This window comes from Mesoterricola silvestris (genome assembly GCF_030295405.1).
GTDB lineage: Bacteria > Acidobacteriota > Holophagae > Holophagales > Holophagaceae > Mesoterricola > Mesoterricola silvestris.
Map to the genome: position 1 here is coordinate 742,808 of NZ_AP027080.1, position 24,147 is coordinate 766,954.

General features: G+C 69.4%; 21 protein-coding genes. 8 read left to right on the forward strand and 13 right to left on the reverse strand.

Annotated features, from left to right (window positions below):
* Positions 1–8 precede the first annotated feature (8 nt).
* Together R2J76_RS03100 and R2J76_RS03105 are read right to left on the reverse strand one after the other, a co-directional pair.
* Positions 9–830 (reverse strand): class I SAM-dependent methyltransferase, encoded by an 822-nt coding sequence (locus R2J76_RS03100; protein WP_316414320.1) that lies wholly within the window; start codon positions 828–830, stop codon positions 9–11.
* A 73-nt stretch (positions 831–903) separates the two neighbouring features.
* Positions 904–2,037, reverse strand: coding sequence for an aminotransferase class V-fold PLP-dependent enzyme (locus R2J76_RS03105; protein WP_316414321.1), 1,134 nt, complete (start codon positions 2,035–2,037; stop codon positions 904–906).
* A gap of 283 nt (positions 2,038–2,320) precedes the next feature.
* On the opposite strand from R2J76_RS03105, the gene R2J76_RS21510 reads away from it, so the two are divergent.
* Entirely contained in the window at positions 2,321–2,779 is a 459-nt protein-coding gene (locus tag R2J76_RS21510) for a phosphate acyltransferase (protein ID WP_394366819.1), read from the forward strand.
* 8 nt (positions 2,780–2,787) lie between these two features.
* Positions 2,788–2,919 carry a DUF2188 domain-containing protein gene (locus tag R2J76_RS21515; RefSeq protein ID WP_394366820.1) on the forward strand — a complete coding sequence of 44 codons (132 nt, stop codon included), beginning with the start codon at positions 2,788–2,790 and terminating at the stop codon, positions 2,917–2,919.
* A gap of 196 nt (positions 2,920–3,115) precedes the next feature.
* On the opposite strand, the gene R2J76_RS03110 is transcribed toward R2J76_RS21515, so the two are convergent.
* Positions 3,116–4,213 (reverse strand): NADH:flavin oxidoreductase/NADH oxidase, encoded by a 1,098-nt coding sequence (locus R2J76_RS03110; RefSeq protein WP_316414322.1) that lies wholly within the window; start codon positions 4,211–4,213, stop codon positions 3,116–3,118.
* 120 nt (positions 4,214–4,333) lie between these two features.
* Here R2J76_RS03110 and R2J76_RS03115 point away from each other — a divergent pair, with 120 nt between their 5' ends.
* The gene (locus tag R2J76_RS03115) at positions 4,334–4,798 is read left to right on the forward strand and encodes a MarR family winged helix-turn-helix transcriptional regulator (protein WP_316414323.1); all 465 of its coding nucleotides are present in this window, start codon (positions 4,334–4,336) and stop codon (positions 4,796–4,798) included.
* A gap of 254 nt (positions 4,799–5,052) precedes the next feature.
* Entirely contained in the window at positions 5,053–7,014 is a 1,962-nt protein-coding gene (locus tag R2J76_RS03120) for a pentapeptide repeat-containing protein (protein ID WP_316414324.1), read from the forward strand.
* Between the two features lie 518 nt (positions 7,015–7,532).
* On the opposite strand, the gene R2J76_RS03125 is transcribed toward R2J76_RS03120, so the two are convergent.
* From R2J76_RS03125 to R2J76_RS03140, 4 genes are all read right to left on the reverse strand, one after another.
* Positions 7,533–8,195, reverse strand: a complete 663-nt coding sequence (locus R2J76_RS03125; protein WP_316414325.1) for a hypothetical protein — start codon at positions 8,193–8,195, stop codon at positions 7,533–7,535.
* A 9-nt stretch (positions 8,196–8,204) separates the two neighbouring features.
* Complete coding sequence (locus tag R2J76_RS03130) at positions 8,205–10,664, reverse strand: M4 family metallopeptidase (protein WP_316414326.1); 2,460 nt, start codon at positions 10,662–10,664, stop codon at positions 8,205–8,207.
* Between the two features lie 111 nt (positions 10,665–10,775).
* Positions 10,776–12,338, reverse strand: a complete 1,563-nt coding sequence (locus tag R2J76_RS03135; RefSeq protein ID WP_316414327.1) for a sensor histidine kinase — start codon at positions 12,336–12,338, stop codon at positions 10,776–10,778.
* A gap of 3 nt (positions 12,339–12,341) precedes the next feature.
* Positions 12,342–13,031 (reverse strand): response regulator transcription factor, encoded by a 690-nt coding sequence (locus R2J76_RS03140; protein WP_316414328.1) that lies wholly within the window; start codon positions 13,029–13,031, stop codon positions 12,342–12,344.
* 140 nt (positions 13,032–13,171) lie between these two features.
* Between R2J76_RS03140 and R2J76_RS03145 the strand changes: the two genes are divergently transcribed.
* Positions 13,172–14,065 (forward strand): polysaccharide deacetylase family protein, encoded by an 894-nt coding sequence (locus R2J76_RS03145; RefSeq protein ID WP_316414329.1) that lies wholly within the window; start codon positions 13,172–13,174, stop codon positions 14,063–14,065.
* A gap of 68 nt (positions 14,066–14,133) precedes the next feature.
* On the opposite strand, the gene R2J76_RS03150 is transcribed toward R2J76_RS03145, so the two are convergent.
* On the reverse strand, positions 14,134–16,632 hold the full coding sequence (locus tag R2J76_RS03150) for a HEAT repeat domain-containing protein (RefSeq protein WP_316414330.1): 2,499 nt from the start codon (positions 16,630–16,632) through the stop codon (positions 14,134–14,136).
* Positions 16,633–16,720: 88 nt separating this feature from the next.
* Positions 16,721–17,986, reverse strand: coding sequence for a beta-ketoacyl-ACP synthase (locus tag R2J76_RS03155; RefSeq protein WP_316414331.1), 1,266 nt, complete (start codon positions 17,984–17,986; stop codon positions 16,721–16,723).
* Positions 17,987–18,058: 72 nt separating this feature from the next.
* Between R2J76_RS03155 and R2J76_RS03160 the strand changes: the two genes are divergently transcribed.
* The 3 genes from R2J76_RS03160 to R2J76_RS03170 are packed head-to-tail and all read left to right on the forward strand — an operon-like array spanning position 18,059 to position 20,225.
* Positions 18,059–18,313 carry a phosphopantetheine-binding protein gene (locus R2J76_RS03160; RefSeq protein WP_316414332.1) on the forward strand — a complete coding sequence of 85 codons (255 nt, stop codon included), beginning with the start codon at positions 18,059–18,061 and terminating at the stop codon, positions 18,311–18,313.
* Positions 18,310–19,458 (forward strand): beta-ketoacyl-[acyl-carrier-protein] synthase family protein, encoded by a 1,149-nt coding sequence (locus tag R2J76_RS03165; protein ID WP_316414333.1) that lies wholly within the window; start codon positions 18,310–18,312, stop codon positions 19,456–19,458. The genes R2J76_RS03160 and R2J76_RS03165 overlap by 4 nt, the downstream gene beginning before the upstream one ends.
* Entirely contained in the window at positions 19,455–20,225 is a 771-nt protein-coding gene (locus R2J76_RS03170; protein WP_316414334.1) for a beta-ketoacyl synthase chain length factor, read from the forward strand. The genes R2J76_RS03165 and R2J76_RS03170 overlap by 4 nt, the downstream gene beginning before the upstream one ends.
* Here R2J76_RS03170 and fabG read toward each other — a convergent pair.
* The 4 genes from fabG to R2J76_RS03190 are packed head-to-tail and all read right to left on the reverse strand — an operon-like array spanning position 20,206 to position 24,144.
* Complete coding sequence (gene fabG, locus R2J76_RS03175; RefSeq protein ID WP_316414335.1) at positions 20,206–20,937, reverse strand: 3-oxoacyl-ACP reductase FabG; 732 nt, start codon at positions 20,935–20,937, stop codon at positions 20,206–20,208. The two genes, R2J76_RS03170 and fabG, sit on opposite strands and share 20 nt — an antisense overlap.
* Entirely contained in the window at positions 20,934–21,356 is a 423-nt protein-coding gene (locus R2J76_RS03180; protein WP_316414336.1) for an ApeP family dehydratase, read from the reverse strand. Before R2J76_RS03180 ends, fabG begins: the two co-directional genes overlap by 4 nt.
* 2 nt (positions 21,357–21,358) lie before the next feature.
* Positions 21,359–21,883: a DUF3261 domain-containing protein gene (locus R2J76_RS03185; protein WP_316414337.1), complete on the reverse strand. Its 525-nt coding sequence runs from the start codon at positions 21,881–21,883 to the stop codon at positions 21,359–21,361.
* Positions 21,880–24,144, reverse strand: a complete 2,265-nt coding sequence (locus tag R2J76_RS03190; RefSeq protein WP_316414338.1) for an MMPL family transporter — start codon at positions 24,142–24,144, stop codon at positions 21,880–21,882. Before R2J76_RS03190 ends, R2J76_RS03185 begins: the two co-directional genes overlap by 4 nt.
* Between the last annotated feature and the right edge of the window lie 3 nt (positions 24,145–24,147).

Consider the following 24,147-nt stretch of genomic DNA (forward strand, 5'->3'; position numbering starts at 1 on the left):
CATTAGCATTATTGTTTGTGCGCTTTGATCGAAAACATAAGTGGGATAGATTCTTTATGTTTTTCTAAAATCCACCATCCTTCCTGATCTATAGCCATATCTTGATAGACTTGGTAAAATGATTTTGGAAATTCATGAAGAAATTCAATTTGAAGATGAGATGATACAAGGCTATTTATGATTTCAGAAAGCGGGTGCCGCCATAGAAACTGCGTCGTATTTTTAAGGGCAATGGTTGGTTCGGCATAGGAATGTTGGAAGGCACAAGCCGTTGGTGTCGGGGCATGCCAGTATGGTTGCCATTCCCCCATTGCGAAGCGCTGGTGGTCCTTCCCTGTGGCGGCGAAGACTTTTGCGATGGGATGCTCATCAACTATATAGAATACCCCGCCCTTTTTCAGCAGACGGCTAATGGTCGCAGCCCAGGGTTCAAGCGCTTGCAGCCACGTCAGGACGCCGTAGGATGTAAAAATCACATCAAAAGTCGAGTCCAGAAGAATATCGAGGTCTTCGACCGGCAGGCAGAGGAAGCGAGCGGGCAAACCAGTCTGCCGGCTGAGACGCTCTGCGATGGCAATAGCGGCCGATGAAAAATCGACGCCCGTGACCTCGGCCCCGCGACCTGCCCAGGACAGGGTATCCAACCCGAAGTGACATTGAAGGTGCAACAGCCGCTTTCCGAATACATCGCCCAGTTCCTCGCACTCCACGCTGCGCAGGGTGCAGCCGCTTTCAAGGAAGGCCTTTACGTTGTAATGGGATGAACCAACGTGAAGGTCTGCCAGCTCGTCCCAGAATTTGAGGTTTGCTGCATGGGATTCTTTGTTCAATTGTTACCTCAGTGAAAGGGGTGCCGTTGGGGAGGCTGGGCCCGTGGTTGGAGGGCTTGACCGGGAAGCGCACTCAACCTTCGCGTAACCAAGCCAGGGTCCGGTCCACGTCATCCAGTGAATGCCACCCATGAAATGCAATCCGAAGGTAGCCTTCGCGAAGGCTGGCGGTGATCCTGTGCTCCCGGCTGCGGGCAAGGCGACTTTCCAGGTTCGGCAATCCGATGCCCGAATGGTGGAAACTGAGGAGGGAGCCGAGACGGCCGGCCTTCTTCAAGGCGAGGAGCCGGCGTGCCTCAGCAGCCCACAATGGTTTTTCCTGAAGGCCATCGAGCAACCGATCCTGGAGCCGGCCGATATGCCTTTCGATCCGGGCAATGCCGGGTTTCAATAGCATTCGGATGGCTTCACACAGGGCGCTGCAGCCCAGCAGCGAGGGGCCGCCCATTTCCAGCCGCCGACCGTCCTCAACCAAAAGGTCTCGGTCTTCCCCGATGTCGATGGAATCGAAAGACCTGACCGCCTTGGCGAGCCAAGTTCCACATGGTGCCAGCCTGGCCCGCAATGCAGGGTGGGTCCAGAGAAAGCCCTGTCCCTGGGGCCCCAGCAGCCCCTTCTGACCCCCCGAGGCAAAGGCGCTCACGCCCTTCAAGTCAAGCACTGAGGTGCCGGCTGCCTGGATACCGTCTACGATCAGGTGGACCCCCCTCGCCTCGCATGCCAGCCCAAGTGTTTGAAGGTCCAGCTTGAGGCCGTCCTGAAAACGAACCCAGGAGAGGGCTAACATGCGGGTCTTCGGCCCGATGGCCTGGATGATCCTGGCCTCGTAGGGTCCGGAGTCGGTATCTGGTGGCGTGGAACCTAATGCCAGGCTGCCCGCTTTGTGGCCCGGCCAAAGGGGCAGGATCCTGCGGACCACTCCCCGGGATGCCAAGGAATTCCAGGGCAGGTGGTTGCTGGGAAATTCACCCTGAGGCAGGAGGATTTCATCACCAGGCTGCCAGGGAAACCCCCAGGCCACGCACTGCAGGGCGGCAGAGGTGCACGGCGCAATGCTGATATCGGCAACATTGGCTCCCGACAGTTCCGCACAGGCCCCGCGCAAACGGGCCTGCACTCCGAGAAAGTCCTCTTCCCAGCGCATCTGCCAAGGACGCTGTTCCTTAATGGTGAATCTCTCAATTTCCCGTGCCGAAGCCAAGGGCATGGGACCTCCCGAACAGTGGGCAAGCCAAAGTTCGTCCTCAAAGACGAACTGGGATCGCTCAAGAGGCGGTTCGTCCACCAAGCACAGACTGGGAATCCGGGGTTGGGATTCGAGGGGATACCACAAGGTCAACTCCGATTTTGGTTTTAGTTTCCAAATGTAAATAGGAAGGCTAAACGACAACTGCCTTGTCATGATCGCGGTCTGGGGAAGGTTCCTTCGAAGATTCAGTCGAGCGATTGCGCGGCGGTTGAACGCCTGCCCATTTCCTTTCCGCTGCGCCATGGTTTGGGGGGTACGGGATGGGCGACTCGCAAAATTGGCCCCCCCACAGGAAACATCGACGGACCGATTCAATTCGACGCCGTCATGGTCCCCGCCATCGGCCAGAAGCCATTATCCTGCTCCAACTGGCCGGCAAGCCCTCCCGCTCCTGGACCTGCACGCCCGCAAAGTCGGCTGCAACATTGCTGAACGGTTCGGCGGGGCGATGGCAAACGAACCGTCCCTGCAGGCTCTGGCCAAGCCAGGCAATTACCTCAACCGGGGGCGCACGGCGGAGGACCTGGCGAAAACGGTCATCCTGACGGTGCTGCAGACGGCCCCGCGAGGGCCTTTTACGCTTCAAGAGTTGATACTTGGGGGTCCGCCGAAACCGAACACCATTCACGGAATTTGTCGAGACAGCCACAGGGGAGATCCTGCTGTTCACCTTTTCGGGGCTGATGTGAACCGTGCTTGAAATGGCACTTGAAATGCGGTTGGGATGCCAAACGTGTTAATGCCGAACGTCCAAGCAGCCATCTGAAGTATGAGGCCGATGCCGTATCCTCTGCCCGCGAGGTCAGTCACAACCAGCACACGGAACGTGTGACTCATTAGAAGGATGATGGGATCAGGCAAGAGGACAGCAACAGTCGCGATCCTCGAAATTTCCAAGGTTGTGTGCCGGGAGAGGCAATCGCATTTGGCAAATCGGGTAGGCAACACGGTGGTCCTGACGGTGCTGCAGACCGCCATCTGAGGCGCGTCCGAGAGGGGCGGGAACCGCCGCAATGGCCGGTTCCCGCCGCCCCGCTCAGCGGTAGCGGGAGATCCAGTGCGCGTAGGGCGGCGGCAGGGTGCGGGCCGCGGCGTCCTCGAAGCCCAGTTCCCGCGCGGCGTGGAAGGGCCAGTGGGGGTCGTCCAGGAAGGTCCTGCCGAGGGTGTATAGGTCCAGTCGCCCTTCCCGCAGGAGGGCGTCGGCCTCCCGGGGATCGTGGCTCAGGTTCCAGCTGGTCCCCACGGGCAGGCCCGTGGCCTCGCGCATGCGGCCCGTGACGGGCAGCAGCATGCCGGGGCCCCAGGGGATCTGCGCCTCGGGCGTGTTGAAGCCCATGGACACGTCCACGAAATCCAGGCCGGCCTCCTTCATGCGGTTGAGGAGGTCCGCGGATTCCCGGAACAGGGCCTCGTCGTCGCCGTGGAATTCCACCACGCCGAGGCGGACGTTGAGCACCCGGTCCTCGGGCCACACCTCGCGCACGGCCCGGAAGGTCTCGATGAGGAAGCGCGCGCGGTTTTCGGCGCTGCCCCCGTAGGCGTCGGTGCGATGGTTGGCCAGGGGCGAGAAGAATTCCTGGGCCAGGTAGCCGTGGGCCATGTGCAGCTGGAGCCACTGGAAGCCCAGGTCCCGGGCCCGGCGCGCCGCCGCCACCGTATCGGCCTGGATCCGGCCGATCTCATCGAGGGTAAGGGCCCGCGGCACCCGGGACAGGGCCTTGCCGAAGGCCAGGGGCGAGGGGGCCAGGGTCTCCCAGGCGCGGGGCTGGCCCAGGGGGATGTGGTCGTCCCCCTCCCAGGGGCGGTTGGCGGAGGCCTTGCGCCCCGCGTGGCCGATCTGGATGCCGGGCACGGCGCCGGCGGCCCGGATGCCCTCCACGATGGGCGCCAGGGCCGAGGCCTGGGCGTCGTTCCACAGGCCCAGGTCCGCCCAGGTGATGCGCCCCTCGGGCGAGACCGCCGTGGCCTCCACGACGACGAGGCCGGCCCCGCCCCGGGCCAAGGAGGCGTAGTGGACGCGGTGCCATTCCGTGGCCCGGCCCTCCTCGGCCATGTACTGGCACATGGGCGGCACCGCGATGCGGTTGCGCAGGGTGACGCCCTTCAGGGCGTAGGGATCGAACAGTCCGGCCATGGGAACCTCCTCGAGGACGGAATCCAAATTAATTGCATACGCGGGTAATTTCAATAAGAAATTTTAAGCGACTGCAAATTTTGTCTTGTGCCATCATCATCCGCAGGCTCCGGAGGCGCGATGGCCCCACAATCCCCCGCAGGTTCGGCCCAGGCCCGGAACTGGGGGAGCCTGTCCCTGCTCCACGAACGTGTCCAGGCCCACCTGGAGCGGGTCCTGGGCGAGGGCTTCGACCTGTCGGCCCGGGAGTACGCCCTCCTGGAGGTGCTCAGCCGCCAGCACGAGGGGCCGGGGGGCCACCTCCAGATGAAGCAGGTGGCCGATTCGGTCCTCCTGAGCCAGAGCGCCACGACGCGCCTGGTGACCCGGCTGGAGGAGCGGGGCCTGATGGCGCGGTTCTTCTGCCCCACGGACCGCCGGGGCATCTACACCCAGGTCACCCCCGCGGGCTTCGCCGTCCTGGAGAAGGCGCGGCCGGCCCACGACCGGGCCCTGGAGGAAGCCCTTTCGGCGGCCCGCCGGGAGCCCGCCTTCCAACCCCTGGTCGCCGCCCTCGATGCCTTCTGGAAGGCCCCCGGGGCCTGAGGGGTCCCCGGCCCGCGGGGCTCCGGCGCGGTGCGGGGCACCCGCCTGACGAACCCCCTCGCCCAGGGCGGCTCCCCCCTGGGCGCGGGGGCCGACCAGGAGTGGGTTTCCGGCAGGCCGCTGCCCTCCGGCTTTCCGGGAAATAGGCTGGAAGGCCGTCGTTCCGGACCGCGCCGGGGGAACCTAGCCGCCATAAAAACCATTCATTAACCACGGACCCCATGCCGGGGTCTTGAGTTCATCTAGGACGTTCCATGCACCTTACGCGCCCTGCGGCCGTCGCTCTGCTTCTCTGTCTGAATCTGGTCCCGGCCGGCGCCGAAACCACGTACGGCCTTCCCGCGGGCGTGAAACCCGGCGACGTGGGTCCCATGGGGCCGGGGAAGACGGGCATGAGGCTGGTGGGGGGCCACCTGGTGGGGCCCAAGGCCCGCTTGGAGGGGGCGGACCTCCGGGGGGCGGATTTCTCCGGGTGCGATCTCACGGGGGCGCGCCTGGACGGGGCGGACTGCACGGGGGCCAGCTTTCGCGGAGCGATCCTCACGGGGGCCTCGTTGAAGGGGACCCGCATGTTCATGGCGGACTGCTACCTGGCCCAGGACCTGTTCCTGGACGAGGCGGAGGTGCACCCCTTCTTCGAGCCCGCGAACGGGGACGAGGACCTGGGATCCCTGCGTTTCTATCTGACCAGCGATAACGAGCAGGACAAGGGGGAGCCGCGCTTCCCCGTGGCTTCGCCCTTCGGCGGGATATTCTGGCTGGAAGGAACCCAGGGCCTCCTGCGGCACCTTTCGCCCACGGGACCCAAGTACGCGTTGCACACCAGGGGAGGGAACACGGTCCTGCAGGCCATTGCGGGGGATTCGGCAGGCCGGCTGTGGGTGTTCGGGGACCAGAATTTCGGCTGGCTCCCCTTCAGCGACTTCGGCCCCAGGCCACCGAAGGACGGGGGCCGGCACCACCGGCTTCCCACGGAATCGGGGCTCGCGGCCTTCGCCGTGTCGAGCGGCACCCGGGGCGACGTCCTGGTCTCCCATCCCGGCTTCCTGCGGCATTACAAGTTCAACGAGGCCGAAATGCTGTTGGATACCATCTCCAAGGTGGGCGTTGGGACCGAAACCACCGTGGGCGTCCCCAACCGGGACGGCACCCGCGTCTTCATCGTGGGTCCAGAGAGCCCGGTAATCGTGGGCCGGAACACAGGGGGCGCGGGTGGCGTCACGGTGGCGGTGCCCAAGGGATGCCGGATCAACCGAATGGCCCGCGGTGCGGGAAGCCGGCTGTGGTTCACCCAGGCGGGCAAGCATGAGGGGGTTGGGTGGTACGACGAGGCCACACGGGCGTTCGTCTTCCACGAGCTCGCCCCGCTTCCGGGCGGTGGGGCCCGCACGCCCTGGGCCCTCGCCCCGGACGGCCAGGGCAACATGTGGTTCACGCAGCAGGGCACGTCCAGCCTCGGCCGGGTGACGCCCGCGGGGGTGATCACCGAATACCCGCTGCCCATCGGTTTCCGGGCCCAGGATATCGTGCCCGGCCCGAACGGGCGGATGCTCTTCACCGTGGAGGGGGAGCCCCTCATCGGCTCCGTGCTCACGGTGCCGCCGGCCCCGGCTTCTCCCCCGGTCCCGGCGAAGGCTTCGGTCGCGGTCCCGGTGGAGACCAAGGCCTCCGCCGGCTGGACGATCCCGAATTACGCGCCCCGGCCGGAGCGGCGCAAGCCCCTCACGGACGGGGAACGCCGTGAACTGCACATCAGGCGGCTCCTGGCGGCGGAATCCAGGTTCGAGGCCCAGGAGGAGCCCCAGGCCACCCCGGTGGAGGAGGTGAAAACCCCGGCGGCGGTTCCCGCCTCCCTGGCTGGACCCCAGGAGAGGCTCGCGTCCCTGGACGTCAACCTGTCCCCCGGGGCCATCCGGAGCATCCTGGCCAAGCATGGCTTCGGTCGGCGGCCCGACAAGAGCCAGTTCGCGCCCGGGTTCAGCACCCCCGAAGGGCTCGCCGCCCTCATCGCCGAGGGCATGGAGAACGCGGGCGCCATCGCCCGGGTGCGCATCACGGACGCCGAGGGCCACTTCCTGACCTTCTGCACCCACCCCCATGTGGGCACCCGCGACGGGGCCGAGGGCCCCACCGGCCGCTTCGTGGTGCGCACCGTCCGGCACTTCAACGGGGAATCCTACGAGCACGACGTGATCGGGGCCTATCCCACGCGCTAGCTGCGTAATCGCACGTGTCCCGGACGTTCGCCCCGGTTCGTTGCTGCGGGCCAAGCCCGCAGCAACGGAAGGCTCTCAGCCCATGGTTGGGCCCGTGTTTCACTCATTGGCCCCGACCCACCTCAGGGCCTCTCTTCGCGTGCTGCGAGGAGGGCATCGGACCGCGCCAACGCTAATTTGGGAAATCGACCTCGTCTCGAACCGGGCCTTCAGCAGGTCCGGGTTCGAGCTGACTTCAAAAGACTGTGGGCGCTGCACACCATTCAGCGTCGGCGCCCACCGGCACCGGGAGGGCCATCGCGAAGCAACCCCCCAAACCCATGGGAGCCGCTTTCCTCGCCTGGGCCTTCCAGGAGAGCCATTCCCTTCCGCTCAACGAAGTGAGTTGGGCGTAGCACAGCCCCAACGTCTCTTCCGCACCCCCCCGTCATCGCCGGCTTGGCCGGCGATGACGAAACAGGGCGAACGTCCGGGACTCGCACGATTACCTAGCCAGGCTCCTAGCCGCTGCGGTTCCCCTATTTCAGGGTGAGGGTTCCGACCTTCACGACGGCCTGGATCGGGATGTCCTTGGTGACCTCACTGGGCACGGCGCCGGCCTTGGTGACGGTCAGGGTCACGGCGCCGGGAAGGGCGTCCTTGGCCAGGACCAGGGCCACCTGGAGCACGGGCGAGGACTTGCAGTCCATGGCTTCGTTCATGACGCCGGAACCGAGGGGCTGGGGCGCGTACTGCGCGGGCGGAATCTCGTAGCGCTGGCATTTCTGCCAGAGCCCCACGGACAGCGTGTCGTTCTTCGTGCCGGCGGCGCTGGCCACGCAGGGCACGGCGTGGGAGGCCTCGTCGAGGTCGTGGAGGATGCCCTTGTCGGCCATGAACCCCAGGGATACCCCCTTGGAATCCTGGAACCGGGAAAAGGCCACCTTGCCCGTATCGGCCTTGAGGTTGAAACCGACGCCCCGGAAGAGGAAGCCGGAGGGCCCCACCAGGTCCAGGACCAGGCGGGTGGGGGTGGACACGGGGTCCTTCACCAGGGCCCATTCGCCGGCCGCCGGCGTGGGGTCGGTGTAGGCGAGGGCGGTGGCGGTCACCGGCGCCGCCGGGGCGGAGCTGGTGGAACCCCCGCATGCGGAGATGAGGAGGCAGGCCGGGACGGCGAGGAGCATGTGCATGGGTTTCATCGCATTCACCTAGTGGGCAAAGACGGAGTTGAAGCCGAGCCTGGCGAGACTGATATCGTTATCGTCCGTCATGCTGTTGTTGGAGATGTCGAGCAGGGGCACCAGCGACGATGGGAAGTACTGTTGGCTCCGGCCCCAGCTGATGGCATAGGCGGCCAGGTCGAGGGCGTCGAATTCCGTATCCGTGTCGGTGTCCATGTTGCAGGCATAGGCCAGGGTGGCGGCGTAGCGGCTGGGATCCTGGTTGCTGGAGACCTTGAGGGTCCACAGGTAGTGGTTGATGTAGGGGGCCTTGAAGGCCTTTCCCCCCACGATCGCCCCGCCCTGCTCCGCGATGGCTTTGCTGTAGCCGCCCAGGCTCCAGGTGTAGTCCGTGTTGGTGGCATGGGTGATGGTGGGGGCCGGGAGGGTCTGGGGGACCCCCGGGACGGGGATGACGATGAGCCGGTTCAGGTCCGAGTTCCAGTTGTAGCCCCCGCTGGTTTCATCGACGACACCCTCCACCTGCCTGCCCAGCATCACCCGGACCGGTTCGACGCCGCTGGCGGGCGCGCCGACGTTCACCGCCGCGAAGGCGTTCTTTACGGCCGCCAATTCGTTCGATCCCGCGCCGTATAGCTCGGTGGCCGTTTCCTCCATGAGGGTCCGGAATCCGGCGTAGTCCGTGGCGGGGTCCGCCAGGCGGGTGGTGAGGGTCCGGTACCAGATTCGGGAAGCGGTGTCGTTCCCCAGCCCCGTCATGCCTCCGGGGAGGCAGGGGGAGTAGGAGACGGCCGTCGGCTGGCTCGAGGCGCCCTGGGCGAGGAAGTAGAAGGCGCGGTTGCCCGGGCCCATGGTGAAGTGCACGTCGTCCAGGCCGATGCCGTCGAACCAACTGTCGTGGCTGTACCCGTCCTGGCTGGGCTTGTACATGGACCGGATGGCCTGGTGGCTGGTGGTGAGCTGTTTTCCGATCGTCCACACCCCGTCCTCGGTGGGGGCGTTGGGGGCGGTGTCGGGAATGACGCTGCCCGTGCCGCCGTTGGGGCCCCAACTGTAGAAGCGCGTCATGGCCGAAAAGATGTCCGCCGTGGCCTCGTTCAGGCCGCCGGACTCGCCGACGTTGTCCAGGCCGCCCGAGCCGGCCACCACCCCGTGGGACATCTCGTGGGCGGTGATGTCCATGGACGTGAAGGGGCCGTAGCCCTGGCGCAGGTCGCCGTCGCCGAAGTACATGGACTGGTTGTAGGGCACGAAGTAGGCGTTGAGCATGGGGGTCATGGTCTGGTAGAACCCCTCGTTCACGTGGACGAAGACGGCGGGCGGGGTCCCCTGGTCGTCCATGCCGTTGCGCCCGAAGACGCTCCTGAAGAAGTCCCAGGTCTTGAGCACCCCATGGGTGGCGTCCACCGCAACCGTCTGCCCATTGACCGCGAGGTTCGCGGTGGCGATGGTCACGGACTGATCCCCGGCCGGGAAGCCTGCGAAGGGTTTGCCGTCCCCCCATTCGGTCCCCGAGACCAGGTAGGGGATCTCGCCGCCGGGAATGCTTGTGGAGAAGTAGTTGTCGACCCAGTACGTGGCGATTCCGGGCACGTTCATCCAGTCATAGACGGACCAGATGGGATTGATCGCGGTGGTGCGGGTCGTGTCCCGGAGGGTGTTGTAGGTGCCGCTGGGGGGCATCAGATCGGGGCCCCAGGTGGAATCCCAGGCGTTCACCCACACGAAGGGATTCGTATTGAGGCTAACGGTGCCGTTGTACTCCGAGTTGCCTGTGGCGGGTGCATCGTAGATCCTGCCGTCCCACTTCTTGAGCAATTCGCCCGTGGTGGCGTCCACAATCATCTCCGTGACGCCCCGCTCGCCCATGCGGCCCTGCAGGACCGTGGCATGGTAGGCCCACACGTAGGGCTGGGACCTCCGTGGGGTGGCCACGCTGTAGGCCTCGTCCAGGGCCAGTTCGCCCTTGGCGTTGCGCTTGATCTTGAGGCCGTCCTGGAGAGCCGTGGGGAATACGATCCTCTCCAGGTTGACCTGCGGGGAGGTCTTCTCCTCCTGGAGGCCCAGGCGCTTCAGGCAGCGGGCCCGGACCGCATCCGCCGCCAGGAGATCCGCCGGCTGGAGGTCGATGCCCGGGAAGACCTTGGCCTGGACCTTCTCGAAGCCCCCATCGGAGGTCATGTGGCCGATGAGGCGGCTTCCCCAGACCCGCGTGCCCCGGTAGCCCTGGGCGAAGCGGACGTGGGTCTTGCCGTAGGGGTCGGTGTTGCGCCCCACCTCCTGGATCTGATCGGAACCCGACAGGCCGTAGGTGGCCTTCAGGGCCTCCACGTGGGAGGCGATCGCCGCGGCCCGGACCCCTTCCTTCCCCTGGACGTCGGCGAGGGCTTCCCTCGCCAGGGGCGGGAGTCCCTGGCTGGCCCCCAGGACGCTCCCGGCGAGCGCCAGCGCCAGCCATGAAAGGCTGTGAAGCTGCAGATGTCTCATGTTCCCCCCTCTGGGTGGCCCGGTTTGGATGATGGCCCTTTGGTCCACTCTAGGGGGTGCGGCTGTTGCGTACGGACAAGTGATGTTTCATTGTGTTGCACGACCCGGGGCCTAGGCCCGGAGCTCCAGGGTTCCGGCGAGACCGACGCCGGGCTCGCTCTGGAAGGCCAGGCCCCAGCCTTCCTTTTCCGCGATCTGGATGGCCAGGCTCAGGCCGAGGCCCATCCCCTCCGCGTCGTAGCCTTCCGCCCCCGGTTTGCGGAACCGGAGGAAGGGAAGGCCCAGCTGCTGAAGCTGATGTGGTTCCAGACCCGGGCCCGCGTCCGCGACGGTCACCAGGAAGCGCCGCCCCTTTCCCTGGGCCGAGAACCGGATGGGGCCCTCGCCGTGGAGGAGGGCGTTCTCCAGGAGGGTCTGCAGCACCTGCATCAGGGAGACCCGGTTGGCCAGGCCCTCCCAGCCCTCCAGGCGCGCCTCGAAGGGGCGGTCCGCCTCGGCGCAGAGCGCGCGGAACTCCTGCGCGAGCTCCTCCAGCCAGGCCGAGGTCACGGGTTCGGCGGGGGCGTTCGGGACCGCCGGATCCAGGGCCCGAAGGCCGTTCTGGATCATGAGGGCCAGTTGGTCCACCTGCTCTCCGATGCGGATGAAGAGGACGTCGGCCTGCTCCTTCTCCATGCGGCCGTGACGGCTGGCGTCGCACCAGGCCTTGATGATCGCCAGCGGCGTCTTGAGGCTGTGGGTCAGGGAGGCGAGGCGGTCCTTCACCAGCGCGGCTTGCCGGGCGGCGTTCCGGCGGATGCCCAGGACATAGAGCGAAAGGCCCCCGAGCAGGAGGAGGGGCCCCAGGACCAGGAGCACCTGCCGGAGGACGAAGGCCCGCATGGCCCGCCGGAGCGGGCCCGTGGGCACGGTGGTCCACAACCAGCCCGGGGTCTGGTTCCGGTTCCAGTAGCCGATGGTCCAGACCCGGCCCTTGAGCCGGCCTTCGGGGATCTGGTAGGCCGTTTCCGGGTAGGTCTGGGGCGCGCGGCCCGCCCTGGGTTCCGGCTCCAGGTGGTGCAGGCACTGCTTGAGGTCGGGATCGGGGCCGAGGACCTGGGCCAGCTCCGCCTCGAGGGCCGGGCTGCCGGGATCCAGGCGCTTGAGGACGATCCAGTTCTCCGTGCGGACCGCCACGCGCAGGCACCAGCCGAAGTCCGGGTCCTGGCCTTCCTCGGGACAGAGGAAATCGGAACGGCGCCGGATCAGGCTCGCGGCGAAGGTGCGGTAGAAGGCGAGCCTGGGCGCGTCGGGGCGCCTGACCAGGCGCCGTCCCTCCCGGACCCAGACATCGAGGCTTCCACGGGCCACCAGGGCTTCCAGGGTCGGCTCCCCGTCGAGGTAGGCGCCCACCGGGGCCTCGGTCCCGGTGGAGAAGGGGGGGACGGGGCCGCAGGAATACCACCTCGCATCGAAATTCTCGCTGAAGCGGTCCTTGACGGGCAGGAACAACTGTTCCCGGGCCGCCACCAGCGTGCGCCGGACCCACTGCTGGAGGCCCCAGGCGAAGAACAGGGCGAGGGCGAGGAGGAGGGCCGAGGTCGCCGCCCGGGCGGCCAGGATCTGGTGCCGGGCGAGCCAGGGCGGAACCCGGCGCTGGCGGGGGCGGGCTTTCAGGACCGTCCGGGTGGCCATGGTTCAGAGGGGCGTGACGGGCAGGGCCCAGCGGTACCCGGCCGAGGCGATGGAGCGGATGTAGCCGGTCGCTTCCGTATCCCCGATCTTCTTTCGCAGCCGCGCCATGTGGACGTCCACGGCCCGCAGGGAGGGGCGGGAGTCCGGCGGCCACACGTGGCGGAGCATCTCGCTCCGGTCCAGGGTCGTTCCCGGGTGGGCCAGCAGCAGTTCCAGGAGCAGGAACTGCTTGGCGGTGAGGTCCAGGGGCTGGCCGTCCAGAAGGACCTTCATGGAGGCGGACTCCAGGCGGAAGGGGCCGGAAACCAGGACCGGCTGGCCGGTGGCCGGACGCGTGCGCCGGAGGATGGCCTTGATCCGCTCCAGGAGTTCCAGCATGGAAAAGGGCTTCACCAGGTAGTCGTCGGCCCCGAGCTTGAGGCCGCGGATCCGGTCGCCCTCCTCGCCCCGCGCCGTGAGCATCAGGACGCCCACCGTGCTGCCCTGCTTGCGGAGGCGGGCCACCACCTGGTAGCCGTCCAGGACGGGCAGCATCAGGTCCAGCACCACCAGATCGACGGGTTCCCGTCCAAGGCATTCCAGGGCCTTCTCCCCGTCTCCGGCGGTGAGCACCTGGAAGCCCTCGAAGGTCAGGACCGACCGGAGGGTTTCGGAAAGTTCGCGCTGGTCCTCGACGACTAGGATTCTCTGCATGGGATGCTGCCGGCTGGTTCGGGTTCACGGGGAGGGTTGAATCCACCATACCCCAGGGAAGGAAGGGGCCTCCACCCCAATCGGCGGGGGCCGGCCCCCGGGGGTTGGCAGCGGCCCCTGCCGGTGGATAGCCTGACCTCATGCGTCCATTCCTGTTCTTCCTCGGTTTCACGATCACCTTGTCCGCGCAATCCATCGCCTTCACGTTCGACGATGGCCCGAAGATGGGCCAGACCGTGCTCCTGGACGCGGCCGGGAAGAACGCGGCCATCCTCGGGGCCCTGCGGGAGGCCCGCGTCGCGTCCTGCCTCTTCGTGGCGGGCCCCTGCCTGGAGACGCCCCAGGGCGTGGCGCTGGTGAAGGAATGGGGAAACGCGGGGCACGGGGTCGCCAACCACGGCGCCGCCCACGGGAACCTGAACGGGCCCCATTCGACCCTGGCCTGGTTCGAAGCCGACTTCCTGAAGCAGGATGCGCGGATCCGGACCCTGCCCGGGTACGTGCGCTGGTACCGCTTTCCCTACCTCAAGGAGGGCGACACCCGGGAAAAGCGGGATGGGGTCCGCGCCTTCCTCAAGGCCCAGGGCTGCCGGAACGGCCACGTCACCATCGACACCAGCGACTGGTTCTACGACCAGCGCCTCCAGCAGGCCCTGGCCAGGAACCCGAAGCTGGAGCTTGGGCCCTGGCGGAAGGCCTACCTCGACCACCTCCGGAACCGGGCCCAGTACTACGACCGGCTGGCCCAGGCCGCCGTCGGAAGGTCCATTCCCCACGTCATGCTGCTCCACCACAACCTGACCAGCGCCCTCTTCCTGGCCGACGCCATCCGGATGTTCCGGGAAATGGGCTGGAAGGTCATCGCTCCAGCCGAGGCGTACGCCGACGAGGTGTACCGGATGGAACCCGATGTGCTGCCGGCGGGGGAGAGCCTGGTGTGGTCCCTGGCCAAGGCGAAGGGCCTGCAGGGCCTTCGTTTCCCGGGCGAGGACGCCCAGTACGAGGCACCGCTCCTGGACGCCCTGGGCCTCTGATATCTCTTTCTTTATCCCCAGCATCCCCGTCCATCCCCGGCTGGAAAAGGGCCGGAGTGGGTCGGCGCTTAGCGGATGAGGTGCTGCCTCAGGACGGCCTTCACCTCGTCGGTGGGTTCGTTCTCCATGGCCAGGGCCATGGCTTCCCGGGCCTCCTGCGTGTTCATCGCGGCCAGGGCCTTGGCGGCGGCGATGCGGATGCCCACGGGTTCCCGGCCCTTGAAGAGCCCCTTCTTCTGGAAGAGCTCCTGCAGCGGCTTCACGGAATCGTTGCCCGGGATGCGGCCCAGGGTCTCCACGGCCCGCAGGCGCAGGCGCTGGGCGTCGTCGCCGGCGGCCTTGTCGGGGGTGAGCATGCGCAGGATCGCGGGGAGGGCGGCGGGCTCGCCCAGGTCCCCCAGGAGGTTGAGGGTCTCCAGCTGCGCGGCCTGGTCGCCGTCGGCGAGGGTCTCGGCCAGGGCCATGGCGGCGGCGGGCTTCCCGGCCAGGGCGGCCACGGCGGTGACGGCGGTGCGGCGCACGCGCATGTCCTGGTGGCTGATGGCCAGGAGCATGTCGGGCAGGACGCCCTTGTCGCCGGCCTGGGCCAGGAGCATGAGGGCGGTGTCCACCATGTGGGGGTGGGAGGAGGCCAGCTGCTCCTGGAGCACGGGCACGGCGCGCTTGCCGATGGCCCGGAGGGCTTCGGCCAGGTGGGTGCGGTGGCTGGGGTCCTCCTCGATCTCCAGGCTCGCGGCGAGGTGGGCCGCCGCCGGGGTGCCGATGAGGGCGAGGATGGCGTGCACCTGGGGGATGGGGAGCCCCGCGCCCTTCTGGAAGAGCAGGGGCACCAGGAGGGCGATGTTGGCCGAGGAGCCCAGGCGCGCCAGGAGGTCGCGCAGGAGCTGGGGCTTCCAGGCCGCGGCGCCCACGCTGGGGTAGGCCAGGTCGCCCAGGTTGCGCATCTCGTTGTGCAGGGCCGTGAAGTTCCCGGCGGGGATCCACCGGTTGAGGATGGCCTCCACGGTCTGGGCGCACCACTGGGCCACCAGCTGGTCGTTTTCCGCCGACAGCCGGTAGCGCGCGGCGGCCAGCATGCGGTTCTCCAGATCCATGGGCAGCCCGGTCTCCGGGAGGCCATCGGCCAGGTTGGCCAGGATCTCGGTGCCGTGGCGGCGCACGGACTCCTGGGGGCTGCTGAACTCCTCCTCCAGCTGGGCCAGCATGGAGCGGATATCGTCCACGCGCTTGCCGCGGATGAGCTGGCGCCCCAGGGTCATGACCAGGTGGGGGTCCAGCTTGTGGATGGCGTGGCGCTCCAGGCTCATGTGGAGCTTGGTGTCGGTGCCCTGGCATTCCCACTGGATGGCTTCCTTGAAGTCCTCCACCTCCTGCATGCCCCACCCCTCGAACTGGAGGCGGCCCCGGATGGCGTCCAGGGAGAGCTCCCGGTCGGGCACGCACTGCATGAGGGCCACGGTGAGCAGGGCCAGGTCGAACATGGAGGGGCGGTGGGAGACGTGGGTGTGCGCCACCGCCTGGGCCAGGAGCTCGGGGGCCAGGAAGTCCAGGGCGCGGCGCAGGGCGTGCTCCCCGGCGGGGAACCCGGGCACCCCCAGGAGGATGTTCCCCTGGTCCGCGGCCTCGAATTCGGAAAAGGCCTTGCGCAGGGCGTCCCGCACCGTGCCGGGGTCCATGGCCTCCAGCATGAGCCGCGCGCCGGCCCCCGCCATGCAGGCGTAGCCGGGGATGGAGAAGCCGAAGCGCTTGAGGGAGTCCCGGTGGTCCACGCCCCAGGGGGACCGGGGCCCGGCCTTGTCCACGGAGGTGGTGGAGGCCAGGGCGGTGCGGAAGAGGTCCGAAAGCTCGTCCCGCAGGGCCGCGGGGGAGGGGGGGAGGGGGGCCGCGGGCTCGTCGGGGAGCTCCACGATCTCCTCCAGTTCCCGGGGCACCTGGACCCGGGCCAGTTCCTCCGGGGTCAGGGGGGCGGGTTCGGGGAAGGCCTCGGGGACCGTGGCCGGCACGGCGCCGGGGCTGGCCGAGACCCAGGGGATGGGGTCGAAGGTGTCGGGGATGGCCTTGGGGACGCTGCGTTCGGGGGCGGCGAACATCCGCTCCCAGTCCAGTTCCACGTCGGAATCCCGCAGGGGCGTGGCGACGCGGGGGGCCGTGAGCTCCTCCCGGGGCAGCACCCGCAGGAGGCCGTCGTCGGGCAGGAGCGTGGCGGCCCCGCCCATCTCCGCCACGCGCTGGGGGCGCATCTGGAGGATGAAGAGCAGCGTCCGGATCTCCTCGGGATCCAGGCCCGGCTCCAGCTCCACCCCTCCGATTTCGCGGGCGTCCATCTCCCGGGCCAGGGCCATGGCCGCGTTGGGCGCCCCGGTGACGGGCTCGCCCTGGCAGGAGAACCCCACGCCGCTGGTCTCCAGCCGGATGGTTCCGAACTCCGCCAGGAGCGCGGGCAGGTAGTCCTCCAGGTCCGCCTGGCTCTTCATGGCCAGGGGGTGGTCCGGGGCGTGGTGGAGCTGCGCGCGGAGAGCCTGGTGAAGAAGCTCGATGAGACGGGTGAGGGACTTTGGAGCGGGCATGGCCTCCCCATGGACTAGTGATCCCCAAAGGTGGGTAGTGAAATATTAATGTACTTTCCCCGGGAGCGGGGTTTTGTGATGCCGGAGGCTAGGGTTCGCAGCGGATCAGAAGGGACGTATTGATCCCCCCGAAGGCGAAATTGTTGTTCATGAAGAGGGGCCCCCGGGGGGCGCGGCCCCCGCCCTGGATGTAGTCCAGGGGCCCGCAGCGCGGGTCCACCTCCTCCAGGTTGAGGGTGGGCGCCACCCGGCCCGAGCGGGTCATGTGGATGCCCAGCCAGGTCTCGATGGCCCCGCAGGCGCCCAGGGTGTGCCCCAGGTAGCTCTTGAAGGAGGTGATGGGCACCGCGCGGCGGAACGTCTCCCAGGTGGCCTGGCTTTCGGCGATGTCGCCGTGCTCGGTGGCGGTGCCGTGGGCGTTCACCCAGTCCACCGCGTCCGGCGACAGGCCGGCGTCCCCCAGGGCCGTGGCCATGGTGGCGGCCATGGTGGGCATCTGGGGCTGGGTGATGTGGGCGCCGTCGGAATTGGTGCCGAAGCCCAGGATCTCGGCGTGGATGCGGGCGCCCCGGGCCAGGGCGCGCTCCCGTTCCTCCAGCACGAGGGTGCAGGCGCCTTCGCCCAGCACCAGGCCGTCCCGGTTCCGGTCGAAGGGCCGCGGCGTCAGGTGGGGTTCCCCGTTGCGCAGGCTCGTGGCGAACAGCGTGTCGAACACCGCCGCGCTGCAGAAGGTGAGCTCGTCGGAGCCCCCCGCGACCATGGCGTCCTGCATGCCGTACTTGATGGATTCGTACGCGTAGCCCAGCCCCTGGCTGCCCGAGGTGCAGGCGCTGCTGGTGGGGATGACCCGGCCCGTGAGGCCGAAGAAGAGCCCGATGTTCACGGCGGCCGTGTGGCTCATGAACTGGATGTAGCCCGTGGCGCTGATATTGGCGGAACCTTCGCCCGTGAGGGCCGAGCCCAGGGAGAGGATGGGGTCGAGGCTGCCCGAGGAGGAGCCGTAGGCCACCCCCATGCGGCCGCTCTGCACGAAGGGGTCCCCCCGGAGGCCCGCGTCCTCCATGGCCAGTTCCGAGGCCCTGACCCCCAGCATGGCCACCCGCCCCATGGAGCGGCTGAGCTTGCGGGGATAGTGGGCCGGGGCGGCGAAATCGGGAATGGGGGCTCCCAGGCGCGTCTGGAGGGAGGGGTAGGCGTCCCAGGCCGGCATGGCGACCACCGCGGAGCGGCCTTCGCGAAGGCGCCCCTCCACCGCGGCCCATTCGCTTCCGAGGGCCGTGATTGCTCCCATTCCTGTGATCACCACGCGTCGTTCCAAGCGCTTCCTCCATGGCCCGGCCAGGTGCCTGGCCATGGCTGTTCGGGTGTTCGATGATAGCCTGGGATGCTGGACCCGGGGAAATCCCACGACCCATAGGAATGCCGGATGGAAACCAAGGATCGGTTGAAGAAGGTGATGATCGAAGAACTGAACCTGGAGGGGATGCGTCCCGAGGACATCCAGGACGACGCCCCCATCTTCCGGGAGGGCCTGGGCCTGGATTCCCTGGACGCCGTGGAGATCGTGATGCTCCTCAAGAAGCATTTCGGCATCGAGCTCAAGAGCATGGAGGAGAGCAAGCCGGCCTTCCAGTCCGTGAACGCCCTGGCGGCCTTCATCGACGCCCGCCGGAACGCATGATCCCGGTCACCGGCCTGGGGTGCGTCTGCGGAGCCGGCGGGACCCTGGCCGCGTGCATGGAGGCCCTCTTCGGCGACGGCCCGGGGCCGGCCCCGGCCACCCGGTTCACCAGCGACCTTCCCGCCGCGTACCCCGTCTTCGAGGTGCCCGGTTTCACCTGCGACCCCCGGTTCCTGCGCACCAGCGGCCTGCTGCTCCACGCCACCCGGGAGGCGCTCCGGGACGCGGGGCTGGCGCCGGAGGACCTGCCCCGGGCCCGCACCGGCGTGATCATCGGCACCACCGTGGGCTGCGCCCTGAACGACGAGGCCTTCTGCCGGGCCTACCGCGCCGGGGGCCACCCGGGGCTGGAACCCATGGAACGCATCCTGCGCAGCAACCCCGCCGAGGCCCTGGCCCGGGAACTGGGCCTGGCCGGCCCCTGCCAGACCGTGGTGAACGCATGCTCCTCGGGCACGGACGCCATCGGCCTGGGGGCCTCCTGGATCCGGGCGGGGCTCTGCGACATCGTCCTGGCGGGGGGCGCGGACGAACTGAGCCGCATCACCTTCAACGGCTTCGTCTCCCTGAAGATCACCTCGGAGGAGGCCTGCCGCCCCTTCGATCGGGACCGCCGGGGCCTGAACCTGGGCGAGGGGGCCGCCCTTCTGGTGCTGGAGGCCCCCGGCACCCGCCGCCGGGCCCGGTCCTTCGTGCTGGGCTACGGTTCCTCCTGCGACGCCTACCACCCCACCGCCCCCAGCCCCGACGGCGCGGGCCTGCGCCGGGCCATCGCCGAGGCCATGGGAGGCCTCGCCCAGGCGGAGGTGGCCTTCGTGAACGCCCACGGCACGGCCACCCCCGACAACGACCGGGTGGAGGCCCTGGTGCTCCGGGACCTGCTGCCCGGCGTCCCCTTCCTCTCCACCAAGGGCCGCACCGGCCACACCCTGGGCGCCGCGGGGGCCATCGAGGCGGCCTTCACCGCGGCCTGCCTGGAGCTGGGCCGGATCCCGCCCAGCGCGGGCTTTTGCACCCCGGACCCCGCCCTGGGCGGGGCCGAGCCCGTGCGGGAAGCCACCGCCTTCCCGGGCGGCGTGGCGCTCTCCTCCTCCCTGGCCTTCGGCGGGAACAACGCCGTGCTGGCGCTGGGAGGCCCCCGGTGACGGTGCGGGTGCTGGGCATCGGCGCGGTGGGCGGCTTCGGCTGCGGCGCGGAGAACCTGGGCCTCGCCCCCGGCGAACCCGGGACGCTCACCCTCCCGTGGGGGGAGGGCACCCGCGGGATCCCGGCCTTCCGGGCCGACACCACCCCCCTGGAGCGCTTCGTGGAGCGCAAGGCCCTGCGCAGGGTGGATCACTTCTCCCGCATGGCCCTGCTGGGCGCCCACCTGGCCCTGGAGGACGCGGGGCGGACGCCGGAGGGCCTGGCCCTGGTGGTGGCCAGCGGCTTCGGGCCCACCGGCACCACCTTCAGCCTCATCGACTCCATGATGCGGGACGGGGACGCCTGCACCTCCCCCATCCACTTCGCGGGTTCGCTGCACAACACCCCCGCGGCCCACATCGGCATCTTCCTGGGGATCACCGGGCCCTGCCTCACCCTCAGCCGTTTCGAGGGCCTGGTGCCTTCGGCGCTCACGGCGGCGCGCCTCCTCCTCGCCGAAGGCCGGGCGGAGCGGGTCCTGGTGGGCGTGGTGGACGAATTCTCCGAGCTCATGGGCTACCTCTGGGCCCGGGGCGAATCCCGGCCGGTGGCCGGGGAAGGCGCCGCCTTCCTCCTGCTTTCCGCCCGGGAGGAGGACGGCCCCGGGGCCTGCGCCCTGGAGGAGGCCGAGGCCGCCGCCGGACCCTGGCCCTGGGGCGCCATGCCCGGGGCCCAGGCCTTCGCCATCGCCGCCGCGGCGGCGCGGATCAGATCATCCCGCCGTTGACCCCGATGACCTGCCGGGTGATGTAGCCCGCGGAGGGGGAGAAGAGGAACCCCGCCAGGTCCGCCACGTCCTCGGGCTGGCCCACGCGCTTCATGGGCACCACCGCCAGGGCGTGGCCCAGGTCCACCTCCTCGAGCATCTCGGACGCGATGAGGCCCGGGGCGATGCAGTTCACCGTGATGGCCCTGCCGGCCAGTTCCACGGCCAGGGCCTTGGCGGCGCCGATGAGGCCGGCCTTGGCGGCGCTGTAGTTCACCTGGCCGCGGTTCCCGATGACCCCGGACACCGAGGCGATGCACACGATGCGGCCCCCCTTGCGCAGGCGGATCATGGGCATGGTCAGGGGGTGCACCACGTTGAAGAACCCGTCCAGGCTGGTGCGGAGCACCAGGTCCCAGTCCTCCTCCGACAGGGCGGGGAAGGCGTTGTCCCGGGTGATGCCGGCGTTGCAGACGATGCCGTAGTAGGGCCCGTGGGCCTCCACCAGGGCCTCCAGGGCGGAGCGGGCCGCCTCCCGGTCCGTGACGTCGAAGACCGTCACGTCGGCGGAACCCCCCGCCCCCAGGATCTCCGCGGCCAGGGCCTCGGCCTCGGCGGCGCGGGTGCGGGCGTGGGCGGTGACGTGGAAGCCGTCCCGGGCCAGGCGCAGGGCGATGGCGCGCCCGATGCGGCCGCTGGCGCCGGTGACGAGGACGCGCTGGGGCTGGGTCATGGTCGCTCCCCTTCGAAGGTCTTCAGGATGGCCGTGGCGACCTCCTCGCCGTCCAGCGTGATGCCGCAGGCGAAGGCCGACAGGCCCGAATCGTCCAGGTACTTCAATTCCGCATGGATCCCCAGTTCGCTCCCCGCGGGAAAGGCGGGCAGGGTGCAGGTGTAGGCCCGGGTTCCCAGCAGGTAGCCCAGGCGGGGCTCCCGGTCCTGGGCCCGCCGGTTCAGGCCGCCGTAGGCCGCGATGGCCTGGGCCATGAGCTCCAGGCCGAACCAGGCCGGCATGGCGCCCCGGGCGTCGGCGTACCAGGCGCCGGGGTCCACCCGGGCGCGGGCCAGGATCCCGTCCCGCCGGTGGTCCAGCACGGCGTCCAGGAGGAGCATGGGGGGGCGGTGGACCAGGAGGTCCTCGGCGGGTCGCATCGTCAGTCGTCCAGGGTGGTGATGGTGGCTTCCAGGTCCATGGGGGGCACCCGCAGGAGGATGGCGCGGTACGGGGGTTCGGCGCCCTTGCGGTCCAGGGTGAGGAGGGTCCGGCCCTTGCGCAGGAGGGTGCGCAGGGCACCCTCCTCCCTCAGCTCCATGCCCGGGGCCAGGCCCTTGCGGGCCTCCTCCAGGGGCCAGTCGCTGAGCTGGATGAGGGCGGGCAGGAGGTTGGGGTCGAAGGCTTCCGGCAGGGGCACCCGCGCGTCCAGGACGGCGGGCCCGTCCTCCACCCGCAGGACGAAGAGGGTCTGGCCCAGGGGGGAGGAGGCCACGATGGACAGCCGGCGCCCGTCGTTCTCCACGGTGGTGAGGAGCCGCTCGGGTTGGGCGCCGGGCCTGCGGAACACCACCTCCTGGTTGGCGAAGCAGCGGGGCCCGGTGGACGCGGGCTGGAGCCTGTAGGGCAGCGAAGGCCTCCAGGCGCAGCCCAGGAGGGCCAGGACGAGGAGCAGGGCCCGCTTCATGCGCGCTCCCCCAGGGCCAGGAAGGAGGTGAGGGTGGCCACCAGCACCGCCGCCGCCAGGGTGACGCCGAAGGCGCGCAGGCTCGGGGTGTGGCTCAGGGCAAGGAGCCCGAAGGAGATGAGGGTGCTGGCGCTGGCCAGCATCACCCCCAGCAGGGCCGAGGTGCCCGCGGCGTCCCGCTCGCGCAGGAAGACGGTGTAGTCCACGCCCAGGCCCAGGCTCAGGATGAGGGCCATGACCGTGAAGAGGGTCACGGGGAAGCCCAGCGCCGCCCCCGCGGCCAGGGCCGCCAGCATGCCCAGGAGGGAGGGGGCCAGGAGCCGCAGGCTGGTCCGAGGGCCGTACCAGGCCCCCAGCAGCAGGCCCACCAGGGCCACCGCGCCGGCCAGGGCCCAGGTGGCCACCCGGCGGTAGTGGGCCAGGAGGCGGGAGACGCTGCCGGCCTTGTCCACCAGGGTCACGCCCGGAAGGCCTTCGCAGGCCCGGGCCAGGGCGGGGGCATCGGGGCTGCCCGTGGGCAGCACCACCGAGGCCGCGCCGCGTTCCGTGGGGCCCAGCCAGAAGGGCCGCAGGGGGATGGAGAAGGAGGTGCCCAGCCAGGCCCCCACCGTCAGGGGACCCGAGTCCAGGCCCTCCCGGGCCGCGGCCGCGGCTTCGGGGCGGAAGCCCGCGTCCAGCATGCCCTTGGCCAGGGCGGGCAGGGCGGCGCGGTTCCGGGCCAGGGCGGCCTCCTGGCGGGCCGGGGAAGGCACGAAGGCCGACACCGCCATGAGGCCCGCCACGCCGGGGATGGGCATGCGCGCGCGCAGGGCCTCCTCCCGGGCCAGCACCTGGCCCTCGTCGGCGCCTTCCACCAGGAAGAAGGCGCCGGCCGTGGAGATCTTCAGCAGCTCCTGGATGCGGGCCTCGTCGCGGCGCAGGGCCCGTGAGGGCAGGATCAGGCCGCGCACGTCGTCGTCCACCCGGGAGAACGCCAGCGTCCCGCCCAGGAGGGCCAGGGCCGCGGCCACGGCCAGGGGGGTGCGGCGGTGGGCGGACCAGCCCTGGATCCGGCCCAGGATCCGGGCCAGGGCGGCCCCCAGGGCGGGACGGGGCGGCAGGGGCGCCCCGAGCCAATCCGGCAGCACCAGCAGCACCGTGAGGAAGGAGCCCGCCAGGGCCACCATGGAGAACACGGCGATCTGGCGCAGGCCCGGGAAGGGCGCCGCCAGCAGGGCGCCGTAGCCCAGGAGGCTCGTGACCAGCCCCAGGAGCAGGGCGGGCAGGATGCGCCGCAGGGTGGCCCCGGGGTTCCAGGCGCCGCCGGCGCCCAGGTGGTGGGCGAAGAGGAGGAAGGCGTAGTCCACCGCCACGCCCATGACGGTGCAGCCCACCACCAGGGTCAGGAGGTGGAGCTTCCCGTAGGCCAGGAGGCACACCGCCAGGGCCGAGGCGAGGCCCGCGGCCACGCAGGCCAGGCCCAGGAGCAGGTGGCGCAGGGAGCGGAAGGTGAGGGCGAAGAGGCCCAGGATCCCCAGGGTGGACAGGAGGCTGATGAGGTTCATCTCCCGCTCCGCGCTCCCGCGGGCGTCGGCGGCGTAGAACAGCACGCCGGTGCGCAGCAGCTGGCGCCCGGGGCGGGCCATGCGCGCGGCGGCCGCGTCCACGGCCCCGAGGCTCCGGGCCTGCACCACGGGATCGAAGGCCGAGCCCCGCAGGGCGGCGGTGACCATCACGTGGAGCCCGTCCCCGGCCTGGACCGCCAGGAGGCCGTCCCTGAGCTCGAGGCCCGTGGACTGGAAGGGCAGGCCCGCCAGGAAGCCCCCGAAGGCGCCCAGGGGGTCCAGGTGGGGCGGCATGCCGGAAAAGACCGGGGAAAGGAGGCGGGCCTGGATGGCGGGGGCCAGGTCGCCGGGGGGGAGGTCCGGGGCCGCCAGGCGCTGCCGGTAGGGGGCGTAGAAGCGCACCAGTTCCAGGGGATCGATGGGGGGCAGCTCGCACTGGACGCTTTCGAAGACCTTCGCGGCCTCCAGGTCCCGGGCCAGGGCCAGGGCCGCGGCCCTGCTGTCGGCGGGATCCGCGCCCCGCACCAGGAGCACGACGCGCTCCTGGGTGGTGCGGGCGAGGGTCTGGATGGCCCTTTCGGCCACGGGGTTCTTTTCCGTCTCCGGGAGCATGGCCAGGAGGTCGGTCTCCAGGGCCCGGCCCGAGGCCAGGCGCAGCCCCGCGAAGGCCGCGAAGGCGACGACGAGGACCGTCCAGATCCAGCCCCGGGCGCGCACCGG

Bases quoted from the DNA above. Each gene is read 5' to 3' on its own strand.
- R2J76_RS03105 (WP_316414321.1), bottom strand. From the start codon at position 2,037: ATGCCCTTGGCTTCGGCACGGGAAATTGAGAGATTCACCATTAAGGAA.
- R2J76_RS21510 (WP_394366819.1), top strand. From the start codon at position 2,321: ATGGTTTGGGGGGTACGGGATGGGCGACTCGCAAAATTGGCCCCCCCA.
- R2J76_RS03110 (WP_316414322.1), bottom strand. From the start codon at position 4,213: ATGGCCGGACTGTTCGATCCCTACGCCCTGAAGGGCGTCACCCTGCGC.
- R2J76_RS03115 (WP_316414323.1), top strand. From the start codon at position 4,334: ATGGCCCCACAATCCCCCGCAGGTTCGGCCCAGGCCCGGAACTGGGGG.
- R2J76_RS03120 (WP_316414324.1), top strand. From the start codon at position 5,053: ATGCACCTTACGCGCCCTGCGGCCGTCGCTCTGCTTCTCTGTCTGAAT.
- R2J76_RS03125 (WP_316414325.1), bottom strand. From the start codon at position 8,195: ATGAAACCCATGCACATGCTCCTCGCCGTCCCGGCCTGCCTCCTCATC.
- R2J76_RS03130 (WP_316414326.1), bottom strand. From the start codon at position 10,664: ATGAGACATCTGCAGCTTCACAGCCTTTCATGGCTGGCGCTGGCGCTC.
- R2J76_RS03135 (WP_316414327.1), bottom strand. From the start codon at position 12,338: ATGGCCACCCGGACGGTCCTGAAAGCCCGCCCCCGCCAGCGCCGGGTT.
- R2J76_RS03140 (WP_316414328.1), bottom strand. From the start codon at position 13,031: ATGCAGAGAATCCTAGTCGTCGAGGACCAGCGCGAACTTTCCGAAACC.
- R2J76_RS03145 (WP_316414329.1), top strand. From the start codon at position 13,172: ATGCGTCCATTCCTGTTCTTCCTCGGTTTCACGATCACCTTGTCCGCG.
- R2J76_RS03150 (WP_316414330.1), bottom strand. From the start codon at position 16,632: ATGCCCGCTCCAAAGTCCCTCACCCGTCTCATCGAGCTTCTTCACCAG.
- R2J76_RS03155 (WP_316414331.1), bottom strand. From the start codon at position 17,986: ATGGCCAGGCACCTGGCCGGGCCATGGAGGAAGCGCTTGGAACGACGC.
- R2J76_RS03160 (WP_316414332.1), top strand. From the start codon at position 18,059: ATGGAAACCAAGGATCGGTTGAAGAAGGTGATGATCGAAGAACTGAAC.
- R2J76_RS03165 (WP_316414333.1), top strand. From the start codon at position 18,310: ATGATCCCGGTCACCGGCCTGGGGTGCGTCTGCGGAGCCGGCGGGACC.
- fabG (WP_316414335.1), bottom strand. From the start codon at position 20,937: ATGACCCAGCCCCAGCGCGTCCTCGTCACCGGCGCCAGCGGCCGCATC.
- R2J76_RS03180 (WP_316414336.1), bottom strand. From the start codon at position 21,356: ATGCGACCCGCCGAGGACCTCCTGGTCCACCGCCCCCCCATGCTCCTC.
- R2J76_RS03185 (WP_316414337.1), bottom strand. From the start codon at position 21,883: ATGAAGCGGGCCCTGCTCCTCGTCCTGGCCCTCCTGGGCTGCGCCTGG.